This window comes from Baekduia soli (assembly GCF_007970665.1).
Taxonomy (GTDB): Bacteria; Actinomycetota; Thermoleophilia; order Solirubrobacterales; family Solirubrobacteraceae; genus Baekduia; species Baekduia soli.
In genome coordinates, this window is sequence record NZ_CP042430.1 from 1,159,853 (window position 1) to 1,186,094 (window position 26,242).

Genomic DNA, 26,242 nt, shown 5'->3' on the forward strand with positions numbered 1-26,242 from the left:
TCAGCCCTTGGCGCGGGCGGCCAGCGCCGTCGGGTCGGAGGTCCGTCGCGCGTCGCGCTCCTTGCGCCGCTGCGCGGCGGCCGCCGCCGCGGTGACCTCGGCGCGGAGAGGCGCGCCCCACGCGGCGTCGACGGCGCCGAGCAGCCCCGGGTCGGTCCCGCAGTTGATGCAGAAGCGCCGCTGGCCCCAGCCGATCGCACGCGCCAGGACCTCGTCGGCGTAGGACACGCCGGTCAGGTCGTGGCCGTAGTAGTCGTAGGCCGCGCGCCAGGCCGACGCGTCGAGCTGCGGCCCGGCGCCGCTGTCGCGCAGCAGCGCCGCCGCGGCCATGATCGCGTCGTAGTCGTCGTAGACCGACGGGTGCCGCGTCGTCGCGTGCGGGTAGGCGGCCGGGCGCTGCGCCGGGGCGCCGGCATCGCGGTAGCGCGCCCACGTCGACCCGGTCCCGGCGGTCCGGTTCGTGACGTTGAACTGCATCGGGCCGGCGCAGCAGCGGGCGAAGTTCAGCCCGTGATAGGTCGTCGGGTGCGTGGAGAACGCGGTCTCCTGCTTGTGCACCGAGGCGATCAGCAGCCAGTTGACGCCGAACGTCCGCTGGGCCTGCGCGTAGATGTCGTAGAACCCCGAGACCCAGGCGGCCGGCACGTGCGCGCGTTCGTTGGCCGTGAAGCGCCGCTCGTCGCCCGTGCGCTCGGTCGCCGTCGGCGCGGGGGCACGCATGATCGGTGCCGGCGCAGCCGCGGCGGGCGCCGGCGTGGGCGTCGCCACGACGATCGCCGGGGCGGCCGGCGGGTTGGCGGCGCGCGCCCGCCCTTGGCCGCCGGCCAGCGCGAGCCCGAGCAGGCCGGCCCCGGCCAGGAGGGCGAGCAGCGCCACGACCAGCGGCCAGCGCTCGTGCGACGGGGTGGGGAGGCGGGGCGGCTCGGTCACGGGGCGGCGGCCCCGAGGATAGACCGGCCGCCCGTGCTCACGCGGCGGCCGGCAGCGCGCCCTCGTGGGCCAGCAGCGTGCGCTTGGCCGCCAGGCCGCCCGCGTAGCCGGTCAGCGCGCCCTGGGCGCCGATCACGCGGTGGCACGGGACGACGATCGGCAGCGGGTTGCGCGCGTTGGCGGCGCCGACCGCGCGGGCCGCGCCCGGGCGGCCGAGCGCCGCGGCGATCGCGCCGTAGGTCGTGGTGGCGCCGTGCCCCACGGTGGCGACGTGCGCCCAGACGCGGCGCTCGAACGGGCCGCCGCCCGCGGGCGCCAGCGGCAGGTCGAAGGTCGTCGCCGTGCCGGCCGTGTAGGCGGCCAGCTGCGCGGCGGCCTCGGCCAGCACGCCGCCGCGGCCCGGCCGCGAGCCGCCGGGCACCGCGGCCGCGTCGAAGCGGATCTCGCACAGCGCCCCGGCCGCCTCGTCGGCGACGAGCAGGACGTCGCCGATGGGGGTCGCCGCCCGGGCGTGCACGAGCACGCGGCCGGCGTCCTGCGCGCGCCAGGCGCGGTGGGCCGCGGGCAGGCAGGTGGCGCAGGGCCGGTAGCCCGCGGCGACCGCGGTCGCCGCGTCGGCGAAGAACACGCGGTCGGCGACGTAGCCGCCGCGGGCGATGGCGCGCGCCGCGCCGGGGCAGTCCAGCGTGCCGTAGATCCGGCTGCGGCGGTGGCCGCCCAGGGTCCCGGGCTCCGCGCTCGCGTGGGGGGCGCCGTCGGCGCCGATCAGGGTGTAGGTCCGCATGGAAGTCGGAACGCCGCGTCGCACGGAGACGTGAGATCGCTGCGTAGCATCGGGCACGTCATGGATGCCCTGCTCAAGCTCGCGGCCGACGCCGGCCACCAGATCACGCTCGCCGAGGAGGCCCTCGAGGAGGAGGCCCACGACGCGGCGCGCGAGGCGGTGGACCGGGCGGCCGACGCCCTCGAGGCCCTCCGCGGGCGCTGGCCGGAGATGTCGGCTGCCGAGCGCGCCGTCGTCGGGCCTGCCGCCAAGGCCGTCCGGGACCGCCTCGACGCGACCGCGGCGCGCATCCCGCGCCGCGTGACGCTCGGCGAGGGCGCGCCGGAGGAGGACCCCGAGCAGGAGGCCGAGCCGCCCGCCGCCGGCTGAGCGCGCCGGGGGTCCGAGCGGTGCGCGGGCCGTGGTGGATCGCGCGAGGGACGCGACGCAGCTGGGTAGGACACCGGCATGGTCATCCTCATCATCGTCCTGGTGGTGCTCGCCCTGGTCGCCCTGGCGGGCGTGGTCGTCCTGGCGTCCCGGCGCCGCGAGGCCGAGCGCCGGCGCATCGCGCGCGAGCGCGAGGCGATCGCCACCGAGCTGGCCGGCCATCGCCAGGAGCGCGAGGCCAACGCGATGCGCGCCGGCGAGGTCGCCGGCGAGGCCGGCGAGCACCGCCGCGCCGCCGAGGACCACGAGGCCCAGGCGCGCCGCCACGAGGAGGAGGCCCGCGCGCACGCCGAGGAGGCCGAGCGCCTCGAGCAGCGCTTCCACCGGGCCGAGGGCGCCGCGCAGCGCCACGACGAGCGCGCCGAGGACGCCGCGCGCCGCCTCGACGAGCTCGAGGGCCGCGCGCCGCACGACTGACGTCCAGGCGGCCGGCCCGGCCTCGACGAACGCGCCGTCGGCCGCCGGCCCCTCGGCGGACACACACCGTTTGACGGTGCTCCGCGCCGGGTACCGGCCTTTGGCCGTGCGCCGTGGGGGCGCCGGCGCGGACGCAAGGAGCAGCGATGGCCGGAACGGTTGCGATCGAGGACGGCGCCACCCGCAAGCGCAGGGACGGAGGCCCGGGGCAGCTCGATCCCGCGGCGCTGCAGCGGCTCATCGAGGCGCTGGACGCCGCGGCCGACGGGGACTTCTCCCGCCGCCTTCCGGCTCGGCGCAAGGGCCTGCTCGGCGAGGCCGAGGCGGCGTTCAACCGGCTCGCCGACCGCAGCCAGGCGCAGACCGCCGAGCTGCAGCGCGTCGCGCGCCAGATCGGCCGCGAGGGACGGATGACCGAACGGGCGCGCACCGAGGACGCCAGCGGCGACTTCCTCGAGCGCGTCGAGGTCGTCAACGGCCTGATCGACGACCTCGTGCGCCCGACGACCGAGGTCGCCCGCGTCATCGTGGCGGTCGCCGAGGGCGACCTGAGCCAGAAGATGGCCATGGAGATCGACGGCCAGCCCGTCAAGGGCGAGTTCGCCCGCATCGGCACCACCGTCAACGCGATGGTCGACCAGCTCTCCTCCTTCGCCTCCGAGGTCACGCGCGTGGCGCGCGAGGTCGGCACGGACGGCAAGCTCGGCGGCCAGGCCGAGGTGCCGGGCGTCTCGGGCACCTGGGCCGACCTCACCGAGTCGGTCAACTCCATGGCGGCCAACCTGACGGGCCAGGTGCGCAACATCGCCCAGGTCACCACCGCGGTGGCCCAGGGCGACCTGTCGCAGAAGATCACCGTCGGCGCGCGCGGCGAGATCCTGGAGCTCAAGGACACCATCAACACGATGGTCGACCAGCTCGGCTCGTTCGCCGACGAGGTCACGCGCGTGGCGCGCGAGGTCGGCACGGACGGCAAGCTCGGCGGCCAGGCCGAGGTCCGCGGCGTGTCGGGCACCTGGCGCGACCTGACCGAGAACGTCAACTTCATGGCGCGCAACCTGACCGACCAGGTCCGCGGCATCGCCCAGGTCGCCGGCGCCGTCGCCAAGGGCGACCTGACGCAGAAGATCACCGTCGACGCCAAGGGCGAGGTCGCCGCGCTGGCCGACACGATCAACGCCATGACCGACACGCTGTCGGTGTTCGCCGAGCAGGTCACGCGCGTGGCGCGCGAGGTCGGCACGGAGGGCAAGCTCGGCGGCCAGGCCGAGGTCCCCGGCGTGTCGGGCACGTGGAAGGACCTCACGGAGTCGGTCAACTCCATGGCCGAGAACCTCACGGGGCAGGTGCGCAACATCGCGCTGGTCACCACGGCGGTGGCCCAGGGCGACCTGTCGCAGAAGATCGAGGTCGACGCGCGCGGCGAGATCCTCCTGCTCAAGGACACCATCAACACGATGGTCGACCAGCTGCGGTCGTTCGCCGACGAGGTCACGCGGGTGGCGCGCGAGGTGGGCACGGAGGGGCGCCTGGGCGGCCAGGCCGTCGTGCCGGGCGTCGCGGGCACGTGGAAGGACCTCACCGACTCGGTCAACGTCATGGCCCGCAACCTGACCGACCAGGTGCGCGACATCGCCCGCGTGACGACCGCGGTGGCCAAGGGCGACCTCACGCAGGAGGTGACGGTCGACGTCAAGGGCGAGGTGCTGGCGCTCAAGCGCACGGTCAACACGATGGTCGACCAGCTCAGCTCGTTCGCCGACGAGGTCACGCGCGTGGCGCGCGAGGTCGGCACGGAGGGCAAGCTCGGCGGCCAGGCCGAGGTCAAGGGCGTCAGCGGCACCTGGCGCGACCTGACCGAGAACGTCAACTTCATGGCCGACAACCTGACCCATCAGGTGCGCAACATCGCCCAGGTCACCACGGCGGTGGCCCAGGGCGACCTGTCCAAGAAGATCACCGTCGACGCCCGCGGCGAGATCCTCGAGCTCAAGGACACCATCAACACGATGGTCGACCAGCTGCGGTCCTTCGCCGCGGAGGTCACGCGCGTCGCCAAGGAGGTCGGCACGGACGGCCGCCTCGGCGGCCAGGCCGAGGTCGAGGACGTGTCGGGCACGTGGCGGTCGCTGACCGAGTCGGTCAACTCCATGGCCACGAACCTGACCGAGCAGGTCCGCGGGATCGCCCAGGTGACGACCGCGGTGGCCAACGGCGACCTCTCCAAGAAGATCACCGTCGACGCCAAGGGCGAGGTCGCGGCGCTGGCCGAGACCATCAACACGATGGTCGACCAGCTGCGGTCCTTCGCCGCCGAGGTCACGCGCGTGGCGCGCGAGGTCGGCACGGACGGCAAGCTCGGCGGCCAGGCGCAGGTCGAGGGCGTCTCGGGCACGTGGCGCTCGCTGACCGAATCGGTCAACTCCATGGCCGCCAACCTGACCGACCAGGTGCGCAACATCGCCCAGGTGGCGACCGCCGTCGCCAACGGCGACCTCTCGCAGAAGATCACCGTCGACGCCCGCGGTGAGATCCTCGAGCTCAAGGACACCATCAACACGATGGTCGACCAGATCGGCTCGTTCGCCGATGAGGTCACGCGCGTGGCGCGCGAGGTCGGCACGGACGGCTCGCTCGGCGGTCAGGCCGAGGTCGAGGGCGTGCGCGGGCGCTGGCGCGACCTGACCGAGAACGTCAACCAGCTCGCCTCGACGCTGACCACGCAGCTGCGCGCGATCGCCGAGGTGTCCACGGCGGTGACGCAGGGCGACCTCACGCGCACGATCACCGTCGAGGCCCAGGGCGAGGTCGCCGAGCTCAAGGACAACATCAACCAGATGATCGCCAACCTGCGCGAGACGACGCAGATCAACGTCGAGCAGGACTGGCTGAAGACGAACCTGGCGCGGCTGTCGGGCATGCTGCAGGGCCAGGGCGACCTGCGCCAGGTCACGCGCCTGATCATGTCCGAGCTCACCCCGCTGGTGACCTCGCAGTACGGCGCCTTCTACCTCGTCGAGGGCGAGGAGGACCCCGACCTGCGGCTCGTGGCCTCCTACGGCTACCGGCGCCCGGAGGGCCGCGGCGCCCGGCTCCCGCTCGGCGACGGGCTCGTCGGGCAGTCGGCGGTCGAGGGCAAGGCGATCCTCGTCGAGGACGTCCCCGAGGACTACGTCAAGGTCTCCTCCGGCCTGGGCGAGGCGCGGCCGCGCAACATCATCGTCCTGCCCGTGCTCTTCGAGGAGCAGGTGCTGGGCGTCATCGAGCTGGCGTCGCTGCAGGCCATCAGCGAGGTCAACCGCGCGTTCCTGGAGCAGATCACCGAGACGATCGGCGTGGTCCTCAACACCATCCGCGCGAACATGCGCACGGAGGAGCTGCTGGCCCAGTCGCAGTCGCTGGCCCGGGAGCTGCAGGCCAAGAACGCCGAGATCGAGAGTGCCCGCGCCGGCCTGGAGGAGAAGGCCGCACAGCTCGCGCTGTCGTCGAAGTACAAGTCGGAGTTCCTGGCCAACATGAGCCATGAGCTGCGCACGCCGCTGAACTCGCTGCTCATCCTGTCGCGGCTGCTGGCCGACAACCCCGACGGCAACCTGTCGGGCCAGCAGGTCGAGTTCGCCACCACGATCCACTCGGCGGGCAACGACCTGCTCGCGCTCATCAACGACATCCTGGACCTGTCCAAGGTGGAGGCGGGCAAGATGGAGCTCGACCTCGGGGCCGTGGCGCTGGCCGACGTCTGCGAGGACGTCGAGCGGGGCTTCCGGCCCGTGGCCGAGGAGAAGGGGCTGCGCTTCGACATCGAGATCGACGGCGCGCTGCCGCCGTCCATCGTCACCGACGAGCAGCGCCTGCAGCAGGTGCTGCGCAACCTGCTGTCCAACGCCTTCAAGTTCACGCCGGCGGGCAGCGTCAAGCTCGTGGTCGCCCCGGGGGCCGATCAGACCATCGCCTTCACGGTCCAGGACACCGGCGTCGGCATCGGCGCCGACAAGCTGGCGTCGATCTTCGAGGCCTTCCAGCAGGCCGACGGCACCACGTCGCGCAAGTACGGCGGGACGGGGCTGGGGCTGTCGATCAGCCGCGAGATCAGCCGGCTGCTGGGCGGCGAGATCCGCGTGGCCTCGGCCGTCGGGCGCGGCTCGACGTTCACGCTGGTACTGCCCCTGGCCCACCGCACGGGGGAGGGGGCGGCGAGCGACGTCCCGTCCGAGCCGCCGCTGGCCGCGCCGCCCGAGGTGACGGCCGAGGCCGCCGCCCTGCTGCCCTACGACGGCGTGGAGGACGACCGCGCGGCCATCGCGGCCGGCGACCGCGTCCTGCTCGTCATCGCCCACGACGCCGAACACGGCCGGGGCGCGCTGGCGGTGGCCCGCGAGCACGGCTTCCGCGGCCTCGTGGCCCGCCGCACTCCGCTCGGGCTCGCGCTCGCGCGCGAGCACCGGCCCGACGCCGTGCTCGTCTTCGCCGGCGACGGCCGTGGCGAGCGCCTGCTCGGCCAGCTGAAGTCCCACCCCGAGACGCGCCATCGCCCCGTCGTCGTCGCCGGCCCGGCCGGCGGGCGGCTGGCCGCCCTGCGCGCGGGCGCCGCGGCCTACATCGACGACGGAGGCGCGCCCGGGCCGGGCGCGGGCGGCGGCGCCGCCGCGCTGGCCGCCCTCGACGTCCTGGAGCGGCTGCGCACCCGCGCGGTGCGGCGCCTGGCGATCGTGGCCGACGTGAAGGCGCGCGCGGCGCTGGACGACGCCACGCTCGAGCTGCTGGGCGCCGGCGCCGACGTCGAGGTCGTCACGATGGCCCCCGGCGAGGCGTTGGCCCGGCTGGCGGGCGAGCGAGCCGACTGCGTCGTGCTCGTCGTGCTGCCCGGCGCGCGCTGGCCGCTGGACGTCCTGCTCGGGCTGGGCTCCGACGCCGAGGGGCGGCTGCGCGAGGTGCCCGTGGTGGTGCACACGCCGGCGCCGCTGGCGCCCGAGGAGCGCGTGGCGATCGACGCCGCGTCGGAGGGGCTCGTCGTGGCCACCACGGCCGCGCCCGAGCGCCTCGTCGACGAGACCGCGCTGTTCCTGCACCGCCTGGAGACCCAGCTGCCCCAGCCCACGCGCAAGCTGCTGGCCGCCCTGCGCACGGCCGACCAGGTCTTCCAGGGCAAGCGGGTGCTCATCGTCGACGACGACATCCGCAACGTGTTCGCCCTGGCCAGCGTGCTCGAGACGCGCGGGATGAAGGTCGCCTTCGCCGAGAACGGCCGGGAGGGCATCGAGCGGCTGCGCGACCAGCCCGACACCGACCTCGTGCTGCTCGACGTGATGATGCCCGAGATGGACGGCTACGAGACCGCGCGCGCCATCCGGGCGATGCCGCGATTCGAGGCGCTGCCGATCATCCAGCTGACGGCCAAGGCCATGAAGGGCGACCGCGACAAGTCGATCAGCGCGGGGGCCAGCGACTACATCACCAAGCCCGTCGACGTCGAGCAGCTCCTCGCGCTCATGCGGGTGTGGCTGCACCGCTGATGGTCGCCGTCGACCCACCCCGGGTCCTCATCGTTGACGACCGGCACGAGAACCGGGTCGCGCTGCGGGCCGTCCTGGAGCCGCTGCCGGTCATCGCGGTCGAGGCCGATTCGGGCGAGGCCGCGCTGCGCGAGGTCCTCACCCACGACTTCGCGGTGATCCTGCTCGACGTCAAGATGCCGGGCATCGACGGGCTGGAGACCGCCGAGCTCATCAAGGCCCGCGGCCGCAGCCGCGACATCCCCATCATCTTCCTCACCGCCGCCGACGCCGACGTCGCGCAGATCTTCGCCGGCTACGCCGCCGGGGCGGTGGACTACCTGCTCAAGCCGTTCGGCCCGCTCGTGCTGCGCTCCAAGGTGCAGGTGTTCGCCGACCTGGACCGCCAGCGGCGCGAGCTCGTCCGCAGCACGGAGCTGGTCCGCAACGCGTTCGACGCCGCGCCGAGCGGCATGGCGCTCTGCGACCGCGACGGCCTCGTGCTCGAGGTCAACCCGGCCCTGGAGCGGCTCGCGGGCCGCCCCGTCGGGCGCGAGCCGGTCGCCGGGCTGCTGCACGAGCGCGACCGCCCGGCGCTGACCGAGCGCCTCCGGGCGATCGACGGCGACGGCGACGCCGACGGGCCGTGGACCGCGCACCTGCTGGGCGGTCGCGGGCTGCCCGTGCCCGTGACCGTGGGGCTGGCCGCGGTGTGCGACCTGCACCGGGAGGTCCAGCAGGTCCTCGTCCAGCTCACCGACGACCGCGACCGCCGGATCGCCGCCACCCTGCAGCGGGCGCTGCTGCCCGAGCGCCTGCCCACCGTCGCCGGCGTGACGCTCGCCGCACACATCGCCCCCGGCCGCGGGGGGACCCGGGTGGGCGGGGACTGGTACGACGCCATCCCGCTCCCCGGCGGCCGCCTGGGCATCGTCGTCGGAGACGTCGCCGGGCACGGGATCGATGCGGCCGCGCGGATGGGCGAGCTGCGCTCCGTCGCGCGCGCCTACGCGCTGGAGGGCCACGGGCCCGCGGCGCTCGTGGAGCGGATGAACGGCTACCACGCCGCGCTGGGCGCCGACCTCATGACCACCATGATGTTCGCGATCGTCGAGATCGACTCCAACATCATGCGGTTCGTCACCGCCGGGCATCCCCCGCCGGTGATCGTGGGCGCCGACGGGACCACCGCGGTGGTCCGGGGCGCCGGGCCCCCGCTGGGGGTGCTGGACACGTGGCGGTACGAGGAGCGGACGGCCGAGCTCGGCCCGGGCGTCAGCGCGCTGCTCTACACCGACGGGCTCGTCGAGCGCCGGGGTGAGCAGCTCGACGCGTGCATCGCGCGGCTGCGGGAGGCGGCGGTGCGGCCCGGGACGCCCGAGGAGCTGTGCGCGCACATCCTGCGCGCGGTCGACGCCGAGGGTGCCGACGACGACGTCACGCTCGTCGTCGTGCGCGCCGAGGCGCTCATGGGCCCGTCGGCCCGGCTCAAGCTCTCACCCGATCCCGCGGCACTGACGTCGCTGCGCCGCGTCCTGGCGCGCTGGCTGGCCGAGGCCGGCGCGCAGCGCGACGAGGTGGGCGAGCTCGTCATGGCGGCCAACGAGGCCTGGCAGAACGCGCTGGAGCACGGGACGGGCTTCGCCCGCACGACGGTCGACATCGAGCTCGAGGCCCGCGACGGCCAGGTCCTCATCGCCATCCGCGACCCGGGCCTGCCGTCCGGCGCCGGGCGCCGCGTCGCCGCCGATCCCGACCGCGGCCGCGGCATCGACCTCATGCGCGGGCTCGCCGACGAGGTGAGCCTCGAGCTCGCGCCGCACGGGTCGGTCGTGCGGCTGCGCCGCGCGCTGCGCGCCCCCGCGCCGCTGGCCGCCCCCGCCGCGACGGAGGCTCGTGCGCCCGCTGGAGCCCGGCCGGGTGGCGCACGGTGAAGCCCGCGTAGCTGCGCGAAGCGCATGAGCGTCCCGGACGTCTCGGAACCGTCGAGGCAGTCCGCGGCGGCAGGCAGGGGGGCGAGCCGGCGGAGCATCCACCCGCGGTGTCGGCCGTCCCGGCACGGTCCTGCAGCGGATACGGTGCGCGCATGCTGCGCACGGTGATCGTGGGCGCAGCGGCGACGGCGGCCGCGGGGGCGGCCGTGGCGGTCGCCGCGGGTCCGGCGGGCGTGCCCGGGCCCGGCACGACGCTGGGCTCCTGCCCCGTCCTGCCCGCCGACAACGCGTTCAACCGCGACATCTCGCACGCCCCCGTCGACCGGCGCTCGGCGGCCTACGTGCGCTCCATCGGCCTCCGCGCGCGCCTGCACCCCGACTTCGGGCGCAACCGGTACGGGATCCCGTTCCGCGTCGTGCCCGCCACGCAGGCGCCCGTCCCGGTCCGCTTCGACGCCTACGGCTCCGAGAGCGACAAGGGGCCCTACCCGATCCCGCTCGACGCCCCGATCGAGGGCGGCTCGGACCGCCACGTGCTCGTCCTGCAGGAGGGCACCTGCCGGCTCTACGAGCTCTTCGGCGCGCGGCGCACCGGGCGCGGGTTCACCGCCGCCTCCGGCGCGACCTGGGACCTGCGCTCCAACGCCCTGCGCCCGAAGGGCTGGACCTCGGCCGACGCCGCCGGGCTGCCCATGCTGCCCGGTCTCGCACGGGCCTCGGAGGTCGTGGGCGCCGGGCGCATCACCCACGCGCTGCGCGTGACGGTGCCGCGCTCGCAGCGGGCCTACGTGTTCCCGGCGCGCCACTTCGGCTCGGGCGACGCGGACCCGGCGCTGCCCCCGATGGGCCTGCGCCCGCGGCTCAAGGCCTCCTATCCGCTGGGCTCCTTCCACGGCCAGGCCCGCGTAATCCTGCGTGCGCTGAAGACATACGGGTTGATCGTCGCCGACAACGGCTCGCCCTGGTACATCACCGGTGCGCCCGACGGGCGCTGGGACGACGACGACCTGCACCAGCTCGACCGCGTGCCCGGGCGGGCCTTCGAGGCCGTCCGCACCGGCCCGCTGACCCGGCGCTGAGCCGCTCGCCCACCGGCGCGGCGGAGACGGACGGCGGCTACCGTCGGGCGCGTGCCGCGGTGGGCGACGGTTGTCATCCTCGCCGCCCTGCTGGTCGCGGGCGGGGTCGTCGCGCTGCTCGTGGAGCGGGGCGGATCCGGCGGCACGGGCCGCGCGGCCGGCCCGCGCCCCCCGACGACCACGGCCGCGGCGAGCCGGCCGGGGCCGGGCACCGTGCTGGCGGGCTGCCCGGTCCTGCCCGCCGACAACGCGTTCAACCGCGACGTCTCGCGCGCGCCGGTCGATCCGCGGTCGGCCGTGTGGCTGCGCTCCATCGGCCTGGACGGCCACCTGCACGCCGGCTTCGCCTCCACGTTCCACGGCATCCCGTTCACGATCGTCGGGCCCGGTCGCCGGCGGGTGCCGATCCGGTTCGACGCCTACGGCTACGAGAGCGACCCGGGCCCGTACCCAATCCCCCTCGACGCGCCGGTCGAGCGCGGCACCGGCGACCGCCACGTCATCGTCCTGCAGCGCGGCACGTGCCGGCTCTACGAGCTCTTCGGGGCCCGCCGCACGCACGAGGGCTGGCTCGCGTCGTCCGGGGCCACCTGGGACCTGCGCTCGAACGCCCTGCGCCCGAAGGGCTGGACGTCGGCCGACGCCGCGGGGCTGCCGATCCTGCCCGGCCTGGCCCGGGCCGGCGAGGTCGCCACGGGGCGCATCACCCACGCGCTGCGCTTCACGACACCGCGCACCCAGCGCGCCTACGTCGCGCCGGCGCGCCACCTGGCCACGCCCGACACGGACCCCGACCTGCCGCCGATGGGCCTGCGCGTGCGGCTGAAGGCCGGCTACCCCCTGGCCGGGTTCCACGGCCAGGCGAAGGTGATCCTGCAGGCCCTGAAGACCTACGGGCTCATCCTCGCCGACAACGGCCCGGCCTGGCACGTCACCGGCGCGCCGGACCCGCGCTGGGACGACGCCGACCTCCGGCAGCTCGACCGGGTGCGCGGAAGCGCCTTCGAAGCTGTGCAAAGTGGCCCATTGACCACCGGGTAGCCCTCGGGAGGGCGGTCCGGCCGGTACGGTCGAGGCGTGGGGGGATTCACCGAGGCACACGCCCGGCGCGTGCTGTGGCGCGCCGGCTTCGGCGGCTCGCCGTCGCAGGTCCGCGCCTGCGTGCGCGACGGCCGCGCGGCGACGCTGGCCCGGCTCCTGGAGCCCGACGGCCGCCGAGCGTCCCTGCACGGGCCCGCGCCGATGAAGCTCGACCCGGTCAACGTCTACGGCCACGACGTCCTCTGGTGGCTGGACCGCATGGTCCGCACGACCCGGCCGCTGGAGGAGAAGATGGTGCTCTTCTGGCACGACCACTTCGCCACGCGCGACCAGGACACGCCGCTCATGCTGCGCCAGAACGCGATGTTCCGGCGCCACGCGCTCGGCGGCTTCGGCGCCCTGCTGGCCGACGTGCTCGTCGATCCCGCGATGGGCGGCTTCCTGAACATCATCGGGTCCGACAAGGGCGAGCCCAACGAGAACTTCGCCCGCGAGCTCATGGAGCTCTTCACGCTGGGCGAGGGCGAGGGCTACACGGAGACCGACGTCCGCGAGGCGGCCCGCGCGCTCACGGGCTACGTCGAGGGCGACACGGTCGGCGGGGTGCTGACGTCGGTGCGCTTCGACCGCGACCGCCACGACACGGGCGTCAAGCGCATCTTCGGCCACAGCGGACGCCTCGGCCCCCAGGACGTCCTGCGCCTGTGCGTGGCCCACCGGGCCCACGCGCCGCTGATCGTTCGCAAGCTGTGGTCCTTCTTCGTCGACGAGCCGCTGGATCGCGCGACGCGCCTGCGCCTCCAGCGCCTGTACGTCGGTTCGGGGCACAAGGTCAAGCCGCTCGTCGGCGCCATCCTCGCGCATCCCGCGCTCTACGCCCACCTCGAGGCGCCCACGATGGTCAAGGCGCCGGTGGTCGCCGTCGCCGGCATGCTGCGCGCCAGCGGCACGCCGGTGGCCACCGAGGACTGGACCTGGGTGCTGGCCGGCATGGGGCAGCAGCTCTTCTCGCCGCCGTCGGTCGCCGGCTGGGACTGGGGCCCGGCGTGGATGTCGTCCAACGCCATGCGCATGCGCATCGTCGCGGCCAACGTCCTGCTGCAGTCCCCGGGCCTCGAGGTCGCCGACAAGTCCACGCCCGTCGACCTGTCGCCGACCGAGCAGCTCGAGCGCGCCCAGGCGGCCCTCGGGCACCCGTGGGCGTCGCGGCGCATGCGCGAGGGGCTGCTCTCGCTGGCCCGCGGCTACCGAGCCATGGCCGGCCAGGACTGGCAGAGGCAGGTTGCCGCCGACATGACCCAGCGCGCCATGCGCCACCTCCTGCTCAGCGCACCCGACGCCCAGCTGCATTAGGACGACCACGCCATGCCCCGCCCCAACGTCCACACCGCCTGCCAGGACTTCCACCACGCCAGCGAGACGGCCCGGCGCGACGTGCTCACGCGCCGCCAGCTCCTGCGCTGGGGCATCGGCGCCGGCGTCACGGTCTACGGAGCCCAGCGGCTCCCGACCCGCCACCTGCTCGACGCCGCCGCTGCGGAGGCCGCCGCGGCGCCCGACGCGCCCGTCCTGGTCTCGGTCTTCCTGCCCGGCGGCCTCGACCTGCTGGACACCCTGGTCCCGCTGGACCAGGAGGGCCCGCTGCGCGACCTGCGCTCGTCGATCCCGGCGGGCGCGCCGGTGCCGCTGGCCGGCACGTCGCTGGCCGTGCACCCCGCGCTCACCCGCGGTCCCGCCGGCGGCCTCAAGGGCCTGTACGAGCGCGGCCAGGTCGGCTTCCTGCCGGGCATCGACTACGCCAACCCCAACCTGTCGCACTTCGCCTCGCGCGCCTTCTGGGAGACGGGGATGGTCTCCCAGCAGTCGGTCTCGGGCTGGCTGGGGCGCTGGCTGGACCGTCACGGCAGCGCCGACAACCCACTGCAGGGGCTCAGCTCGGGCTACGACCTGTCCCCGACGCTGAGCTCGGTCAGCGCGCCGGTGGCCTCCGTGTCGGACCCGGGCGACGCCGGCCTGTACCTCTCGGGGCTGTGGGGCGAGTGGGGCGACGCCGCGGTCGCGGCCTACGCGGCGCTGGCGCGCACCGACGCGACCGCCCCGGGGCCGGTGGCCGCCGCGCGCGGCGCCCGGTTCGCCCACCAGGTCGCCCAGCAGCTCGCACCGTTCGCGCGCTCGGACGACAGCGCCCCCGACCCGCTGGCCGGCCCGGTGACCTACCCCACGGGCAACGACACCGCCGACCGGCTGCGCGTGCTCGCCGGTCTGCTGGCCCAGCCGCTGGGCATCCGGCTCGCGACGGTCGACGCCGACGGGCGCTTCGACACCCACGAGGGCCAGGCCGCCACCCTGACCTCCGACCTCGGCGACGTCGCCGAGGCGCTGGCCGCCTTCCAGGCCGACCTGGCGGCGCGGGGCCTGGCCGACCGCGTGCTGACGTTCGTGTGGTCGGAGTTCGGGCGCCGGCCGGAGTTCAACGAGTCGGGCGGGACCGACCACGGCGCCGGCGGCATCGCCTGGGTCCAGGGGCCGCGGGCGCTGGGCGGCATCCTCACCGACTACCCGTCGGTGACCGACCTGGACCCGGAGAGCAACCTGAAGGTCACCGTCGACTTCCGCCGCGTCTACAGCAGCCTCATCGTCCAATGGCTGGGGACCGACCCGGCCGAGGTCATCCCGGGCGCCGCCGGCTTCGGCCAGGTGCCGCTGGTGCGCGCGTGATCGCCGACGCACCCCAGCCCGTGGTCGCCCACGCCGCGACGGCGACGGCGACGGCGACGGCGACGGCGACGGCGACCACGACCGCGGTCGGCGTCGGCGAGCGCGAGTTCGCCATCGCGGTCTACCGGCCCCGGGTGGGCGTCGGGACGCTGCGCTTCAGCGTGCGCAACCTCGGCGAGGACGACCACGACCTCGTCGTCCGCCGCGCCGGCCGGACGGTCGGCACGCTGGACCTCGTGCGCCCCGGGGCCACGGGCGTGCTGCGCCTCACGCTGCGCCGGCCCGGCCGCTACCAGCTCGTCTGCACGCTCGCCGACCACGAGGCGCGCGGCATGCACGCGATCCTGCGCGTCCTCGCGCGCAGGCGCGCGGGCACCTGACCAGGCGCTCCCGCGGCGGGTCCTCCGTCAGACGCCCGGGTGATCCCTCGATGCACCGGTGGTTAGCAGGCGTCCCGGCCGGTGACCCTCTGGGCAGGCTCCCCGGTCCTCCCCGGTCCTCGCCGGTCCTCCTCATGGTCCTCACCCGTTCGGCCACCGACATCCTGCTCTCCTTCGCACCCGTCCCCGACGCGGCGCGCGCCGCGCGCCACGCGCTCGCGCGGCGCGGTCTGAGCGCCGACGTGGATCACACGGTGTCGCTGCTGACCTCCGAGGTGATGGGCAACGCCGTCCGCCACGCCGGCGCGCTGCATCCCGGCGAGAAGATCGTCTTCCACGCGCGGATCAGCGACGACCACGTCCGCGTCGAGGTCGCCGACCGCGGGCCGGGCTTCGACCCCGAGATCCGCCACGACGCGTCCGGCTTCGGACTGCGGCTCATCGACAAGCTCGCGAGCCGCTGGGGCGTCGAGACGACCGCCCGCGGCTGCCGGGTCTGGTTCGAGGTCGACCGCCGCCGCGGGCGCTTCGACCGCTCGCCGGGCGCCTAGGTGACGTGCCTCGGGACGTTCCGAACGTCTGAGGGCTGAAGTTGAGGCATCCGGGCTGAGACAGAGGCTGTGGGTCTTCTCAAGGATCCAACGGCCTCGGAGGTCATCAGCCCGGATGCAGTGCAAGCGTAGGTGGCTGCCCAGCTGGCAGCGTGTCGAGCTGGTTGATTGGTGTCTTGGCGAGGGACTTCCTCGACGCCAGGCAGCGGCCCGTCGGCGGGTGAGCGTGTCGACGGTGCAGTACTGGATCGACCGGTACCGCAACGCCTCAGACGCCGAGCGAGCGTCGGGCGCGTGGGCGCAGGATCGACCCTCGACGCCGCATCGCCAGCCGACGCGGTCCAGCGACGAGCTGCACGACCGTGTCTGCCAGGCGCGGACGCGGACGGGCTGGGGGCCGCGCCTGATCGCCTCCGAGCTCGGCATCGCGCACGCGACGGTCTCGCGCTGTCTGAAGCGGCGCGGCATGTCGCGCCAGCCGCCGGCGCCCCGAGAGGCGGTGCAGCGCTTTGAGTGGCCGTGCCCTGGGGCGTTGATCCAAAACGACGTCAAGCGTTTCGCGCGGTTCTCCTCACCCGGCCATGCCGTCACCGGCAACCGTCACCGCACGGGCGCCGAGAAGCGCCAGCGTGTCGGCTACGAGTTCGCCCACAGCGCGATCGACGACCACAGCCGCCTGGCCTACACCGAGCTGCACCGCGACGAGAAGGCCGCCACCGTCATCGGCTTCACCGAGCGGGCGATCGCGTTCTTCGCTGCGCACGGCATCATCATCGAGCGCTGGCAGACCGACAACGCCTGGACCTACACCCACAACAAGGCGCTGGCCGCCCTGTTTGACAGCCACGGCATCCGGCATCGCACGATCGCGCCCCGCACGCCGCGCCACAACGGCAAGGTCGAGCGCTACCAGCAGACCCTCAAACGCGAATGGGGCCTGGGACAGCGCTACCGCTCAAGCGACGCCAGAGCCGCAGCGCTGCCACACTGGCTGCACCACTACAACAACGAGCGGAACCACAGCTCGCTCGGCAACCGGCCGCCCATCACCCGCGTTCGGAACGACCTGAGGCAGAACACCTAGCCGCGCTTTAGGTCGCCCTCCTACCCTCCGCCGCGCCGCGCGACGACCGGCCCGGTCGTCCCCGTATCCTTGCGACGGAGCCCCATGCCCCAGCAGCCCAGCCAACCGACCAAGCGCGAGCGCCGCGACGAGGCCCGGGCCGAGCGCCTGCGCCGGGAGCAGGCCGCCAGCGCGGCGCAGGCGCGCCGCAAGCGCCTGGGCATCCTCGGCGGCCTCGTCGCCGTCGCGGCTGTGGTGGTCGTCGTCGCCGTGCTCGTCTCCAGCGGGGGCGGCGAGAAGAACGCCTCATCCGGCGGCGCGCTGACCGGCGTGGCCGCCACGCAGGCGCTCATCGGCGGCATCCCGCAGTCGGGGATCACGCTCGGCAACGCCAGGGCGGCCGTCACCATCGTCGAGTTCGCCGACCCGCAGTGCCCGTTCTGCAAGGAGTACACGTTGAACGAGATGCCGGCCCTGGTGCAGAAGTACGTCCGCACCGGCAAGGCGAAGATGGAGCTGCGGATGCTGACCTTCATCGGCCCCGACTCGGTGACCGCGGGCCGCGTGCTGCTCGCCGCCGGCCAGCAGGGCAAGCTGTGGAACGCGGCCGACCTCCTCTACCGCAACCAGGGCAAGGAGAACTCGGGCTACGTCACCGACGCGTTCCTGGACAAGGTGCTCAAGGGGGCCGGGGCCGATCCCGCGGCGGCGGTGTCGGCCGCGGCCGGCTCGGCGGTGACCGCGGACCTCGGCGCGGCCAAGACGCTGGCCAGCCGCTACGGCGTGAGCGCCACGCCGACGATCCTGGTGGGGCCGACGAACGGCACGCTGAAGGCCGACAGCGAGCAGACGCCCACCGCGGCCGGGATCGGCAAGCTCGTGGACGCCGCGTTGGCCCAGGGCACGTGAGCGACCGGACGCTGCGCATCACCGCCGTCGTGCTCGCGGTGCTCGGCGTCGGGATCGCGGGCTACCTGACCTACATCCACTACGCCGGCATCGAGCCCGTGTGCAACATCGCCCACGGCTGCCACAAGGTGCAGACCTCGCAGTACGCCGACCTGGCCGGCGTGCCCGTCGCGGTGCTCGGCCTCCTGGGCTACGTGGGAATCCTGGCCGCGCTGGTCGTCGACGGCGAGTTCGGGCGGCTGGCCGCCGCGTTCTTCGCCCTGGTCGGCTTCGGCTTCAGCGCCTACCTGACCTACCGCGAGCTGTTCACGATCGACGCGATCTGCCAATGGTGCATCGCCAGCGCCATCCTCATGACCGCCCTGGCGATCGTCTGCGTGTGGCGCCTGGTGTCCAGCGCCGACATCCGGGACACGATCGCGGCGTGAGCCGCCCGGTGGCGGCCCTCGCCGGCCTCCTCGGCGTCGCCACCGCCGTGGTCGTCGTCGCGATCCTGGTCTCCAGCCGCCAGGACGACGCCCACGCGCCCACCGTCGCGCGCAGCGACGTGACCGCGGTGTTCCGCGGCATCCCGCAGTCGGGCATCACGCTCGGCGACCCGGCCGCGCGCGTCGTGCTCGTCGAGGTCGCCGACCCGCAGTGCCCCTACTGCCGCGAGTTCCACACCACGACGCTGCCGGCCATCGTCCGGCGCTACGTCGCCACGGGCAAGATCCGCATGCAGATGCGGCTGACCGGCTTCCTCGGCCACGACTCGGTCCGCGGCGCCCGGGCGCTGGAGGCCGCGGGCCTGCAGGACCGGATGTGGGAGGCCGCTGCGCGCTTCTACGCCGCGCAGGGCCAGGAGAACACGGGCTACGTGACCGACGCGTTCCTGCGCCGGGTGCTGGGCGGGGTCCGCGGGCTGGACGCCGGGCGCGCGCTGGCCGACCGTGCCGATCCGCGCGTGGAGGCCGAGCTGGGGGCGGTCCACAGCCTCGAGCGCCGCTACGCGGTGGACTCCACGCCGACGCTGCTCATCGGCCGCGACGTGGCCGACCTGCGCAAGGTGTCCGAGCAGACGCCGAGCATCGAGCAGATCGGCGCGACGATCGACGCGGAGCTCGCCAAGTCGACGTAGGGTGCTACCCTACGTCGGCAGTGCTGAAGAAGACCAGCATCTACCTCGACGAGGAGCTCGATCACCGGCTCGCCCGCAGGGCGGCCGACGAGGGGATCACCAAGGCGGAGTTCATCCGCCGCACGCTGGCCGCCGCCGTGCAGCGGCCCAAGCGCACGCGCCCCGAGGCCGTCGGCCTCGAGGACCGCGGGCCGGGACGGATGACGGTCGCCGGGTGACCGTCGTCGTCGACAGCGGCTTCGTGCTCGCGCTGGCCCGGCGGCGCGACCCGCGCCACGCCGAGGCCGTCGGCATCCTCGCCGAGCTCGACGAGGACCTCGTGACCTCGCCGCTGGCGCTCGCCGACCTGGACCGAAGCGTCGCCGACGCGCTGGGCGACGAGGCACGCCACGCCGTGTGGCGGGACTTCGAGCGCGGCGCCTACGCCGTGCGCTGGTGGGCCGACGCGCTGAAGGAGACGCTCGCCATCGCCGGCGACCATCCTGGCCTCGGGCTGGCGACCGCGTCGCTCGTCGCGCTGGCCGGCCGGGTCAACACCCGCCGCGTCGCGACGTTCGACGAGCAGTTCCGGACATTGACCACGCCTGACGGGGAAGCCTTCGTGGTCCTCCCCGCCGATCGCTGAAAGGACCACGACCATGGCTCCCACCGACCACCCCGACTCCTTCGCCGCCCGCGGCACGCTCAAGGTCGGCGACCGAGAGCTGGAGATCTTCCGCCTCGACGCGCTGCAGTCCAAGTACGACGTCGCCCGGCTGCCGTTCTCGCTGAAGATCCTGCTCGAGAACCTGCTGCGCACGGAGGGCAACGGCGCCGTGGACGCCGCCGACATCGAGGCGCTGGCGACCTGGGACGCCAAGGCCGAGCCGGCCAACGAGATCGCGTTCACCCCGGCGCGCGTGGTCATGCAGGACTTCACCGGCGTGCCCGCGGTCGTCGACCTCGCCGCGATGCGCGACGCCATGGCCGACCTCGGCGGCGATCCCGCCCGGATCGAGCCGCTCGTGCCCGCCGAGCTGGTCATCGACCACTCCGTCCAGGTCGACGAGTTCGGCACCCGCACCGCCTTCGCGTTCAACGCCGCCCGCGAGTTCGAGCGCAACCGCGAGCGCTACGAGTTCCTCAAGTGGGGCCAGGACGCGTTCGAGACGTTCAAGGTCGTCCCGCCGGACACCGGCATCGTCCACCAGGTCAACCTCGAGTACCTCGCCCGCGTCGTGTTCGTCAACGACCGCGACAACCAGGCCTACCCCGACACGCTCGTCGGGACCGACTCGCACACGACGATGATCAACGGCCTCGGCGTGCTCGGATGGGGCGTCGGCGGCATCGAGGCCGAGGCCGCGATGCTCGGCCAGCCCATGTCCATGCTCATCCCGCAGGTCGTGGGCTTCAAGCTGCACGGCGAGCTGCCCGAGGGCGCCACGGCCACCGACCTCGTGCTGACCGTCACCGAGCTGCTGCGCCACAAGGGCGTCGTGGGCAAGTTCGTGGAGTTCTTCGGCCCGGGCGTGACGAGCCTGCCCCTGGCCGACCGCGCCACGATCGGCAACATGAGCCCCGAGTTCGGCTCGACGTGCGCGATCTTCCCCATCGACGCCGAGACGCTGCGCTACCTCGCGTTCTCCGGTCGACCCAAGGAGCTCGTCGACCTCGTCGAGGCCTACGCCAAGGAGCAGGGCCTCTGGCACGACGAGCACGCCGAGGAGCCGACCTACTCCGACGTGGTCGAGCTCGACCTGTCGACCGTCGTGCCGTCGCTGGCCGGCCCGAAGCGCCCGCAGGACCGCGTGCCGCTCTCCCACGCCAAGGAGGGCTTCCGCTCCGCGCTGGGCGAGCTGCTGGGCGACGACCCCGGCCAGGAGGTCGCCCACGGCCACGACGAGGCGATCGCCGAGAGCTTCCCGGCCTCCGACCCGCCCGCCAACGGCGCCCCCGGGCACGAACCCGACCCGCACGAGCCGATCGACGCCCCGGCGGTGGCCGCGGGGACCGTCATCGCGCAGCGCTCGGCGAGCGCCGTGCACGTCGCCTTGGACGGCCAGGAGTTCGACCTCGACCACGGCCACGTCGTCATCGCGGCGATCACCTCGTGCACGAACACGTCCAACCCGTCGGTGATGCTCGCCGCCGGCCTGCTGGCGCGAAACGCCGTGGCGCGCGGCCTGACGCGCGCGCCGTGGGTCAAGACGTCGCTGGCGCCGGGCTCCAAGGTCGTCACGGAGTACTACGAGCGCGCCGGGCTGACCGGCGACCTCGAGGCGCTGGGCTTCAACCTCGTGGGCTACGGCTGCACGACGTGCATCGGCAACAGCGGCCCGCTGCCCGACGAGATCTCGGCGGCCGTCCAGCAGGGCGACCTCGCGGTCACATCGGTGCTCTCGGGCAACCGCAACTTCGAGGGCCGCATCAACCCCGACGTCAAGATGAACTACCTGGCCTCCCCGCCGCTCGTGGTCGCCTACGCGATCGCCGGGACCATGGACATCAACCTGACCGAGGATCCGCTGGGCCGCGACGCCGAGGGCAACGAGGTCTACCTGAAGGACATCTGGCCGTCGACGGCCGAGATCGCGCGCACCGTCGAGGAGGCCGTGCAGTCCGACATGTTCCGCGCCTCCTACGGCGAGGTCTTCGAGGGCGACGACAACTGGCGCGGCCTGGAGGTCCCCACCGGCGACCGCTACGCCTGGGACGAGGCGTCGACCTACATCGCCAAGGCCCCGTACTTCGAGGGCATGGAGGCCGACCCGTCGCCGGTCACCGACATCGAGGACGCCCGCGTGCTGGCCAAGCTCGGCGACTCGGTGACCACCGACCACATCTCGCCGGCCGGCGCGATCAAGAAGGACGGGCCTGCGGGCGCCTACCTGCAGTCGCGCGGCGTCGAGCCCAAGGACTTCAACTCCTACGGGTCGCGACGCGGCAACCACGAGGTCATGATCCGCGGCACGTTCGCCAACATCCGCCTGCGCAACCAGCTCGCGCCCGGCACGGAGGGTGGCGTGACGAAGAAGGACGGCCAGGAGATGTCGATCTTCGAGGCCTCCGAGCAGTACATCGCGGCGGGCGTGCCGCTCGTCGTGCTCGGCGGCGCCGAGTACGGCTCGGGCTCCTCGCGCGACTGGGCGGCCAAGGGCACCAACCTGCTCGGGGTGCGGGCCGTCATCGCCGTCAGCTTCGAGCGCATCCACCGCTCCAACCTGGTGGGCATGGGCGTCCTGCCGCTCCAGTTCCCCGAGGGCGAGACCGCCGACTCGCTGGGCCTGACGGGCGAGGAGGCCTTCACGATCACCGGGCTGGCCGACCCGATGAACGCCGGTGAGCTGCCGCGCGAGGTGCAGGTGCGCGCCGGCGACGTGACGTTCACCGCCCGCGTGCGGATCGACACGCCCAAGGAGGCGGACTACTTCCGCCACGGCGGGATCCTGCGCTACGTGCTGCGCCAGCTCGCGGCGTCCTAGCTGTTCTGCCTCAGGTCGTTCCGAACGCGGGTGATGGGCGGCCGGTTGCCGAGCGAGCTGTGGTTCCGCTCGTTGTTGTAGTGGTGCAGCCAGTGTGGCAGCGCTGCGGCTCTGGCGTCGCTTGAGCGGTAGCGCTGTCCCAGGCCCCATTCGCGTTTGAGGGTCTGCTGGTAGCGCTCGACCTTGCCGTTGTGGCGCGGCGTGCGGGGCGCGATCGTGCGATGCCGGATGCCGTGGCTGTCAAACAGGGCGGCCAGCGCCTTGTTGTGGGTGTAGGTCCAGGCGTTGTCGGTCTGCCAGCGCTCGATGATGATGCCGTGCGCAGCGAAGAACGCGATCGCCCGCTCGGTGAAGCCGATGACGGTGGCGGCCTTCTCGTCGCGGTGCAGCTCGGTGTAGGCCAGGCGGCTGTGGTCGTCGATCGCGCTGTGGGCGAACTCGTAGCCGACACGCTGGCGCTTCTCGGCGCCCGTGCGGTGACGGTTGCCGGTGACGGCATGGCCGGGTGAGGAGAACCGCGCGAAACGCTTGACGTCGTTTTGGATCAACGCCCCAGGGCACGGCCACTCAAAGCGCTGCACCGCCTCTCGGGGCGCCGGCGGCTGGCGCGACATGCCGCGCCGCTTCAGACAGCGCGAGACCGTCGCGTGCGCGATGCCGAGCTCGGAGGCGATCAGGCGCGGCCCCCAGCCCGTCCGCGTCCGCGCCTGGCAGACACGGTCGTGCAGCTCGTCGCTGGACCGCGTCGGCTGGCGATGCGGCGTCGAGGGTCGATCCTGCGCCCACGCGCCCGACGCTCGCTCGGCGTCTGAGGCGTTGCGGTACCGGTCGATCCAGTACTGCACCGTCGACACGCTCACCCGCCGACGGGCCGCTGCCTGGCGTCGAGGAAGTCCCTCGCCAAGACACCAATCAACCAGCTCGACACGCTGCCAGCTGGGCAGCCACCTACGCTTGCACTGCATCCGGGCTGATGACCTCCGAGGCCGTTGGATCCTTGAGAAGACCCACAGCCTCTGTCTCAGCCCGGATGCCTCAACTTCAGCCCTCAGACGTTCGGAACGTCCCGAGGCACGTCACCTAGCCGCCCCCGCGGGGCGGGCCGGGCCTAGGCGACCACGCCGTGGCGCCGGCCCGCCACGCGGATGGCGTCGAAGAGCACGTCGACGTCGACGGCCTTGTCGACCAGGCCGGCGGCGCCGGCCGAGATCGCCTCGGCCCGCAGCGCGGCCGTGGGGTCGGCGGTGTAGAGCAGGATCGCCGGCGGCACGGGCTCGGCGCGCAGCGCGCGGCACAGCACCACGCCGTCCTCGGAGCCCAGGCGATGGTCGAGGACGACGACGTCCGGGCGCGTGCGGCGCAGGATGCGCCACATGGCGTCGCCGTCCTGCGCCGCGCCGACGCAGCGGAAGCCGGGCTCGGCGCGGAGCACGGCCTCCAGGCCGGCGCGCAGGACGGGGTGGTCGTCGACGACGAGGACGCGGATCATGGGACCTTCCCCGGCATGCTGGTGGGCGCCGGGCACGGTGTCGATACGGCTGGCACCACCCCCGTCAACGGTGGCGCCCGCCGGAGGTCACGCCGCGCGTCAGGCCGCCTCGCGCCGGGAGCGCTCGGCGTCGCGCTGCTCGAGCAGCGCGGCGAGCTCGATCGCGGGCATCGGGCGCCCGAGGCCGAAGCCCTGGGCCACGTCGCAGCCCAGCGCGACCAGGACCTCGCGCTCCTGCGCGGTCTCGATGCCCTCGGCCACGACCCGCAGGCCCATGCTGCGGCCCATGGAGACGACGAGGCGCACGACCTCGTGGTCGAGCGGGTCATCGGCCATCCCCTTGACGAAGCTGCGGTCGATCTTGAGCTCGTCGGCGGGGAGGTGGCGCAGCTGGGCCAGCGACGACTGCCCCGTCCCGAAGTCGTCGACCGAGATCTCCACGCCGAGCTGGGCGATCCGCTCGAGCACGTCCAGGCAGCGGCGCTGGTCGTTCATCACCGCGTCCTCGGTGACCTCGACGACGAGCCGCGCGGGCGGGACGCCGTGGCGGCGCAGGGCGGTGTCGATGCGCTCGGGCAGGCCGATGTCGACGAGCGTGACCGCCGAGACGTTGACGCCGACGCGCAGCTCGAAGCCCTGGTTGGCCAGGCCGGCGCACTCGCTGAGCGCGCGGTCCAGGATCCAGTCGGTCAGCGCGGCCATCTGGCCGCTGCGCTCGGCGACGGGCAGTAGCTCGGCGGGCGACACCGGGCCGCGCTGCGGATGGTGCCAGCGGATGAGGGTCTCGGCGCCGATGATGCGGTCGGTGGCCAGCTCGACCTGCGGCTGGAACGCGGCCCACAGGCCGCCGCAGTCGCGGGCGGCCAGCGCGCGGCGCAGGTCATCGGCGAGCTCGAGCCGGTCGCGCGAGTGCTCGTCGCGATCGGCGTGGTAGCGGACGATGCCGACGCGGCGGCGCTTGGCGTCCGACGTGGCGACGTCGGCGCGGCGGGCCAGCTCCCCGGCGTCGTTGGCGTCGTCGGGGAAGCTCGCGACGCCGACGCTGGCCTCGATCGCGACGGTCACGTCGTCGAGCTCGATCGGGATGGCGACGGCCTCGCGGATGTCGCGGGCGATCTGGGCCGTGTCGGCGGGCGGGCGCAGGACGGCGGCGAACTCGTCGGCGCCCAGGCGCACGAGCAGATCGTCGCCGACGACCGGCTTGAGGCGGTCGGCCGCCGTGCGCAGCAGCACGTCGCCGGCCTCGTGGCCGAGCGTCTCGTTGAGCTCGCGGAAGCCGTCGAGGTCGATGACCAGCAGGTCGGCGCGCTCGCCGCTGCGGCCGCCGTCGCGGGTCAGGATGTCCAGGGCGCGGAACAGCGCGCGGCGGTTGGGCAGGCCGGTCAGGTCGTCGGTCAGCGCCTCCCGGCGCTGGACGACCACGCGGCGCACGTCGCGGAGCATGAGCATGCTGCGCACGACGCCGCCGGCGAGCGAGAGCAGGGCCAGGCCGACGGCGACCGGGTCGAGGTCGGTGAACTCGCCGACGGTCAGGATGCCCGCGCCGACGCCGAGCAGCAGCATCGTCGGCACCGACTCCCACCAGCCGCCCATCCGCAGCGTGCCGGCCGCGCCGGGGCGCGACCACGCCGCCACGCCCAGCAGCAGGAGCTGCAGCTCCCACCCCGTGTCGAACCAGACCCCCGCGGCGGGGGCGTGGCCGGCCAGGGAGAGCACGTAGACCGTGTCGGTGACCACGGCGACGGCGAACGTGGCGCCGAGGAGGATGTCCTCGCCGCGCATGCGGCGGCCGCTGAAGCTCGCCACGACGAACGGGATGGACGCCAGCGCGGCATCGGCGGCGGGGTAGATCAGGTTGGCGGCCGCGGTGAAGCGCGAGATCCCGCTGTGGTCGCGCACGTCGGTCAGCAGGACGGCCGTGAGGATCGACCCGAGGTAGACGGCGACGCCGACGGCGTCGAGCCAGAACGTCGGCAGCGCGTCGCCGACGCGGCGGCGCAGGTAGATCAGCAGGCCGGCCCAGAACAGCAGGTCGCCGCCGAAGAACATGAGGTCGGCCGGCGTGTCCAGCGACTCGTGGTAGGACCAGCCCCAGAACGCGAGGCCGCCGCCGTAGAGCACCGCCCCGGCGGCCATGGCGATCCACATCCGCCGGTCGCGCGAGACGCGCACCGCGCGCGCGACGATCAGCCCGGCCGCGAGCGCCAGCACGAGCGTGTGCCGGACGTGGTCCAGCGTGTCCGGCGCGGTCGTCATCCCGCGCACCGCGCCCGCGACGACGCCGGCCAGCAGCAGGCCGGCGCCCACGGCCGCGAGGAGCGGGACCGCGGGCAGGGGCAGCGCGGGGCGACGGGCGCTCATTGCTCAGGTGAGTCGGCCGACGCGCCCAGGGCTGAACCCCGGGCGTCCGGGTGAGCGCCTGCGCGCCACGCCGAGGGCCGC

22 protein-coding genes are annotated in these 26,242 nt (G+C 74.1%); 17 read left to right on the forward strand and 5 right to left on the reverse strand.

The features are described 5' to 3' along the window. Together FSW04_RS05425 and FSW04_RS26800 are read right to left on the reverse strand one after the other, a co-directional pair. Window positions 1-930, reverse strand: a complete 930-nt coding sequence (locus FSW04_RS05425; RefSeq protein ID WP_146917054.1) for a lytic transglycosylase domain-containing protein — start codon at window positions 928-930, stop codon at window positions 1-3. A 37-nt stretch (window positions 931-967) separates the two neighbouring features. Then, on the reverse strand, window positions 968-1,714 hold the full coding sequence (locus tag FSW04_RS26800) for a methylated-DNA--[protein]-cysteine S-methyltransferase (RefSeq protein WP_146917056.1): 747 nt from the start codon (window positions 1,712-1,714) through the stop codon (window positions 968-970). Window positions 1,715-1,774: 60 nt separating this feature from the next. On the opposite strand from FSW04_RS26800, the gene FSW04_RS05435 reads away from it, so the two are divergent. From FSW04_RS05435 to acnA, 17 genes are all read left to right on the forward strand, one after another. After that, a complete protein-coding gene (locus tag FSW04_RS05435) occupies window positions 1,775-2,083 on the forward strand; it encodes a hypothetical protein (RefSeq protein WP_146917059.1) in 309 nt (102 codons plus the stop codon). 78 nt (window positions 2,084-2,161) lie between these two features. Beyond that, window positions 2,162-2,560, forward strand: a complete 399-nt coding sequence (locus FSW04_RS05440) for a hypothetical protein (protein ID WP_146917061.1) — start codon at window positions 2,162-2,164, stop codon at window positions 2,558-2,560. Window positions 2,561-2,706: 146 nt separating this feature from the next. Continuing rightward, a complete protein-coding gene (locus FSW04_RS05445; RefSeq protein WP_146917063.1) occupies window positions 2,707-8,073 on the forward strand; it encodes a HAMP domain-containing protein in 5,367 nt (1,788 codons plus the stop codon). Next, complete coding sequence (locus FSW04_RS05450) at window positions 8,073-9,986, forward strand: SpoIIE family protein phosphatase (protein ID WP_187369272.1); 1,914 nt, start codon at window positions 8,073-8,075, stop codon at window positions 9,984-9,986. Before FSW04_RS05445 ends, FSW04_RS05450 begins: the two co-directional genes overlap by 1 nt. Before the next feature lie 152 nt (window positions 9,987-10,138). Then, a complete protein-coding gene (locus FSW04_RS05455) occupies window positions 10,139-11,065 on the forward strand; it encodes a hypothetical protein (RefSeq protein ID WP_228430917.1) in 927 nt (308 codons plus the stop codon). A 51-nt stretch (window positions 11,066-11,116) separates the two neighbouring features. Next, entirely contained in the window at window positions 11,117-12,106 is a 990-nt protein-coding gene (locus tag FSW04_RS05460; protein WP_146917068.1) for a hypothetical protein, read from the forward strand. Between the two features lie 36 nt (window positions 12,107-12,142). Continuing rightward, a complete protein-coding gene (locus tag FSW04_RS05465) occupies window positions 12,143-13,459 on the forward strand; it encodes a DUF1800 domain-containing protein (protein ID WP_146917070.1) in 1,317 nt (438 codons plus the stop codon). Between the two features lie 12 nt (window positions 13,460-13,471). Beyond that, on the forward strand, window positions 13,472-14,824 hold the full coding sequence (locus FSW04_RS05470) for a DUF1501 domain-containing protein (RefSeq protein WP_146917072.1): 1,353 nt from the start codon (window positions 13,472-13,474) through the stop codon (window positions 14,822-14,824). After that, the gene (locus FSW04_RS05475; RefSeq protein ID WP_146917074.1) at window positions 14,821-15,204 is read left to right on the forward strand and encodes a hypothetical protein; all 384 of its coding nucleotides are present in this window, start codon (window positions 14,821-14,823) and stop codon (window positions 15,202-15,204) included. Before FSW04_RS05470 ends, FSW04_RS05475 begins: the two co-directional genes overlap by 4 nt. A 134-nt stretch (window positions 15,205-15,338) precedes the next feature. Continuing rightward, the gene (locus tag FSW04_RS05480) at window positions 15,339-15,755 is read left to right on the forward strand and encodes an ATP-binding protein (RefSeq protein ID WP_187369273.1); all 417 of its coding nucleotides are present in this window, start codon (window positions 15,339-15,341) and stop codon (window positions 15,753-15,755) included. A gap of 115 nt (window positions 15,756-15,870) precedes the next feature. Next, window positions 15,871-16,839: an IS481 family transposase gene (locus FSW04_RS05485; protein ID WP_146915331.1), complete on the forward strand. Its 969-nt coding sequence runs from the start codon at window positions 15,871-15,873 to the stop codon at window positions 16,837-16,839. Between the two features lie 84 nt (window positions 16,840-16,923). Beyond that, window positions 16,924-17,727, forward strand: a complete 804-nt coding sequence (locus FSW04_RS05490) for a DsbA family protein (RefSeq protein WP_146917078.1) — start codon at window positions 16,924-16,926, stop codon at window positions 17,725-17,727. Next, window positions 17,724-18,155: a vitamin K epoxide reductase family protein gene (locus FSW04_RS05495; protein ID WP_146917080.1), complete on the forward strand. Its 432-nt coding sequence runs from the start codon at window positions 17,724-17,726 to the stop codon at window positions 18,153-18,155. The genes FSW04_RS05490 and FSW04_RS05495 overlap by 4 nt, the downstream gene beginning before the upstream one ends. Next, the gene (locus FSW04_RS05500; RefSeq protein ID WP_187369274.1) at window positions 18,152-18,847 is read left to right on the forward strand and encodes a DsbA family protein; all 696 of its coding nucleotides are present in this window, start codon (window positions 18,152-18,154) and stop codon (window positions 18,845-18,847) included. Before FSW04_RS05495 ends, FSW04_RS05500 begins: the two co-directional genes overlap by 4 nt. Window positions 18,848-18,867: 20 nt before the next feature. Continuing rightward, the gene (locus tag FSW04_RS05505; protein ID WP_146917085.1) at window positions 18,868-19,065 is read left to right on the forward strand and encodes a ribbon-helix-helix domain-containing protein; all 198 of its coding nucleotides are present in this window, start codon (window positions 18,868-18,870) and stop codon (window positions 19,063-19,065) included. Then, window positions 19,062-19,472 (forward strand): PIN domain-containing protein, encoded by a 411-nt coding sequence (locus tag FSW04_RS05510; RefSeq protein ID WP_146917087.1) that lies wholly within the window; start codon window positions 19,062-19,064, stop codon window positions 19,470-19,472. Before FSW04_RS05505 ends, FSW04_RS05510 begins: the two co-directional genes overlap by 4 nt. Window positions 19,473-19,485: 13 nt before the next feature. Then, window positions 19,486-22,311 (forward strand): aconitate hydratase, encoded by a 2,826-nt coding sequence (acnA, locus tag FSW04_RS05515; RefSeq protein ID WP_146917090.1) that lies wholly within the window; start codon window positions 19,486-19,488, stop codon window positions 22,309-22,311. Here acnA and FSW04_RS05520 read toward each other — a convergent pair. From FSW04_RS05520 to FSW04_RS05530, 3 genes are all read right to left on the reverse strand, one after another. Then, window positions 22,308-23,276: an IS481 family transposase gene (locus FSW04_RS05520; protein ID WP_146915057.1), complete on the reverse strand. Its 969-nt coding sequence runs from the start codon at window positions 23,274-23,276 to the stop codon at window positions 22,308-22,310. The genes acnA and FSW04_RS05520 overlap by 4 nt on opposite strands. Before the next feature lie 143 nt (window positions 23,277-23,419). Then, the gene (locus FSW04_RS05525; protein WP_146917092.1) at window positions 23,420-23,800 is read right to left on the reverse strand and encodes a response regulator; all 381 of its coding nucleotides are present in this window, start codon (window positions 23,798-23,800) and stop codon (window positions 23,420-23,422) included. Between the two features lie 99 nt (window positions 23,801-23,899). Then, window positions 23,900-26,161, reverse strand: coding sequence for a putative bifunctional diguanylate cyclase/phosphodiesterase (locus FSW04_RS05530; RefSeq protein WP_146917094.1), 2,262 nt, complete (start codon window positions 26,159-26,161; stop codon window positions 23,900-23,902). Window positions 26,162-26,242: the final 81 nt, after the last annotated feature.

Bases quoted from the DNA above. Each gene is read 5' to 3' on its own strand.
- FSW04_RS26800 (WP_146917056.1), bottom strand. From the start codon at position 1,714: ATGCGGACCTACACCCTGATCGGCGCCGACGGCGCCCCCCACGCGAGC.
- FSW04_RS05435 (WP_146917059.1), top strand. From the start codon at position 1,775: ATGGATGCCCTGCTCAAGCTCGCGGCCGACGCCGGCCACCAGATCACG.
- FSW04_RS05440 (WP_146917061.1), top strand. From the start codon at position 2,162: ATGGTCATCCTCATCATCGTCCTGGTGGTGCTCGCCCTGGTCGCCCTG.
- FSW04_RS05445 (WP_146917063.1), top strand. From the start codon at position 2,707: ATGGCCGGAACGGTTGCGATCGAGGACGGCGCCACCCGCAAGCGCAGG.
- FSW04_RS05450 (WP_187369272.1), top strand. From the start codon at position 8,073: ATGGTCGCCGTCGACCCACCCCGGGTCCTCATCGTTGACGACCGGCAC.
- FSW04_RS05455 (WP_228430917.1), top strand. From the start codon at position 10,139: ATGCTGCGCACGGTGATCGTGGGCGCAGCGGCGACGGCGGCCGCGGGG.
- FSW04_RS05470 (WP_146917072.1), top strand. From the start codon at position 13,472: ATGCCCCGCCCCAACGTCCACACCGCCTGCCAGGACTTCCACCACGCC.
- FSW04_RS05480 (WP_187369273.1), top strand. From the start codon at position 15,339: ATGGTCCTCACCCGTTCGGCCACCGACATCCTGCTCTCCTTCGCACCC.
- FSW04_RS05485 (WP_146915331.1), top strand. From the start codon at position 15,871: ATGCAGTGCAAGCGTAGGTGGCTGCCCAGCTGGCAGCGTGTCGAGCTG.
- FSW04_RS05490 (WP_146917078.1), top strand. From the start codon at position 16,924: ATGCCCCAGCAGCCCAGCCAACCGACCAAGCGCGAGCGCCGCGACGAG.
- acnA (WP_146917090.1), top strand. From the start codon at position 19,486: ATGGCTCCCACCGACCACCCCGACTCCTTCGCCGCCCGCGGCACGCTC.
- FSW04_RS05520 (WP_146915057.1), bottom strand. From the start codon at position 23,276: ATGCAGTGCAAGCGTAGGTGGCTGCCCAGCTGGCAGCGTGTCGAGCTG.
- FSW04_RS05525 (WP_146917092.1), bottom strand. From the start codon at position 23,800: ATGATCCGCGTCCTCGTCGTCGACGACCACCCCGTCCTGCGCGCCGGC.
- FSW04_RS05530 (WP_146917094.1), bottom strand. From the start codon at position 26,161: ATGAGCGCCCGTCGCCCCGCGCTGCCCCTGCCCGCGGTCCCGCTCCTC.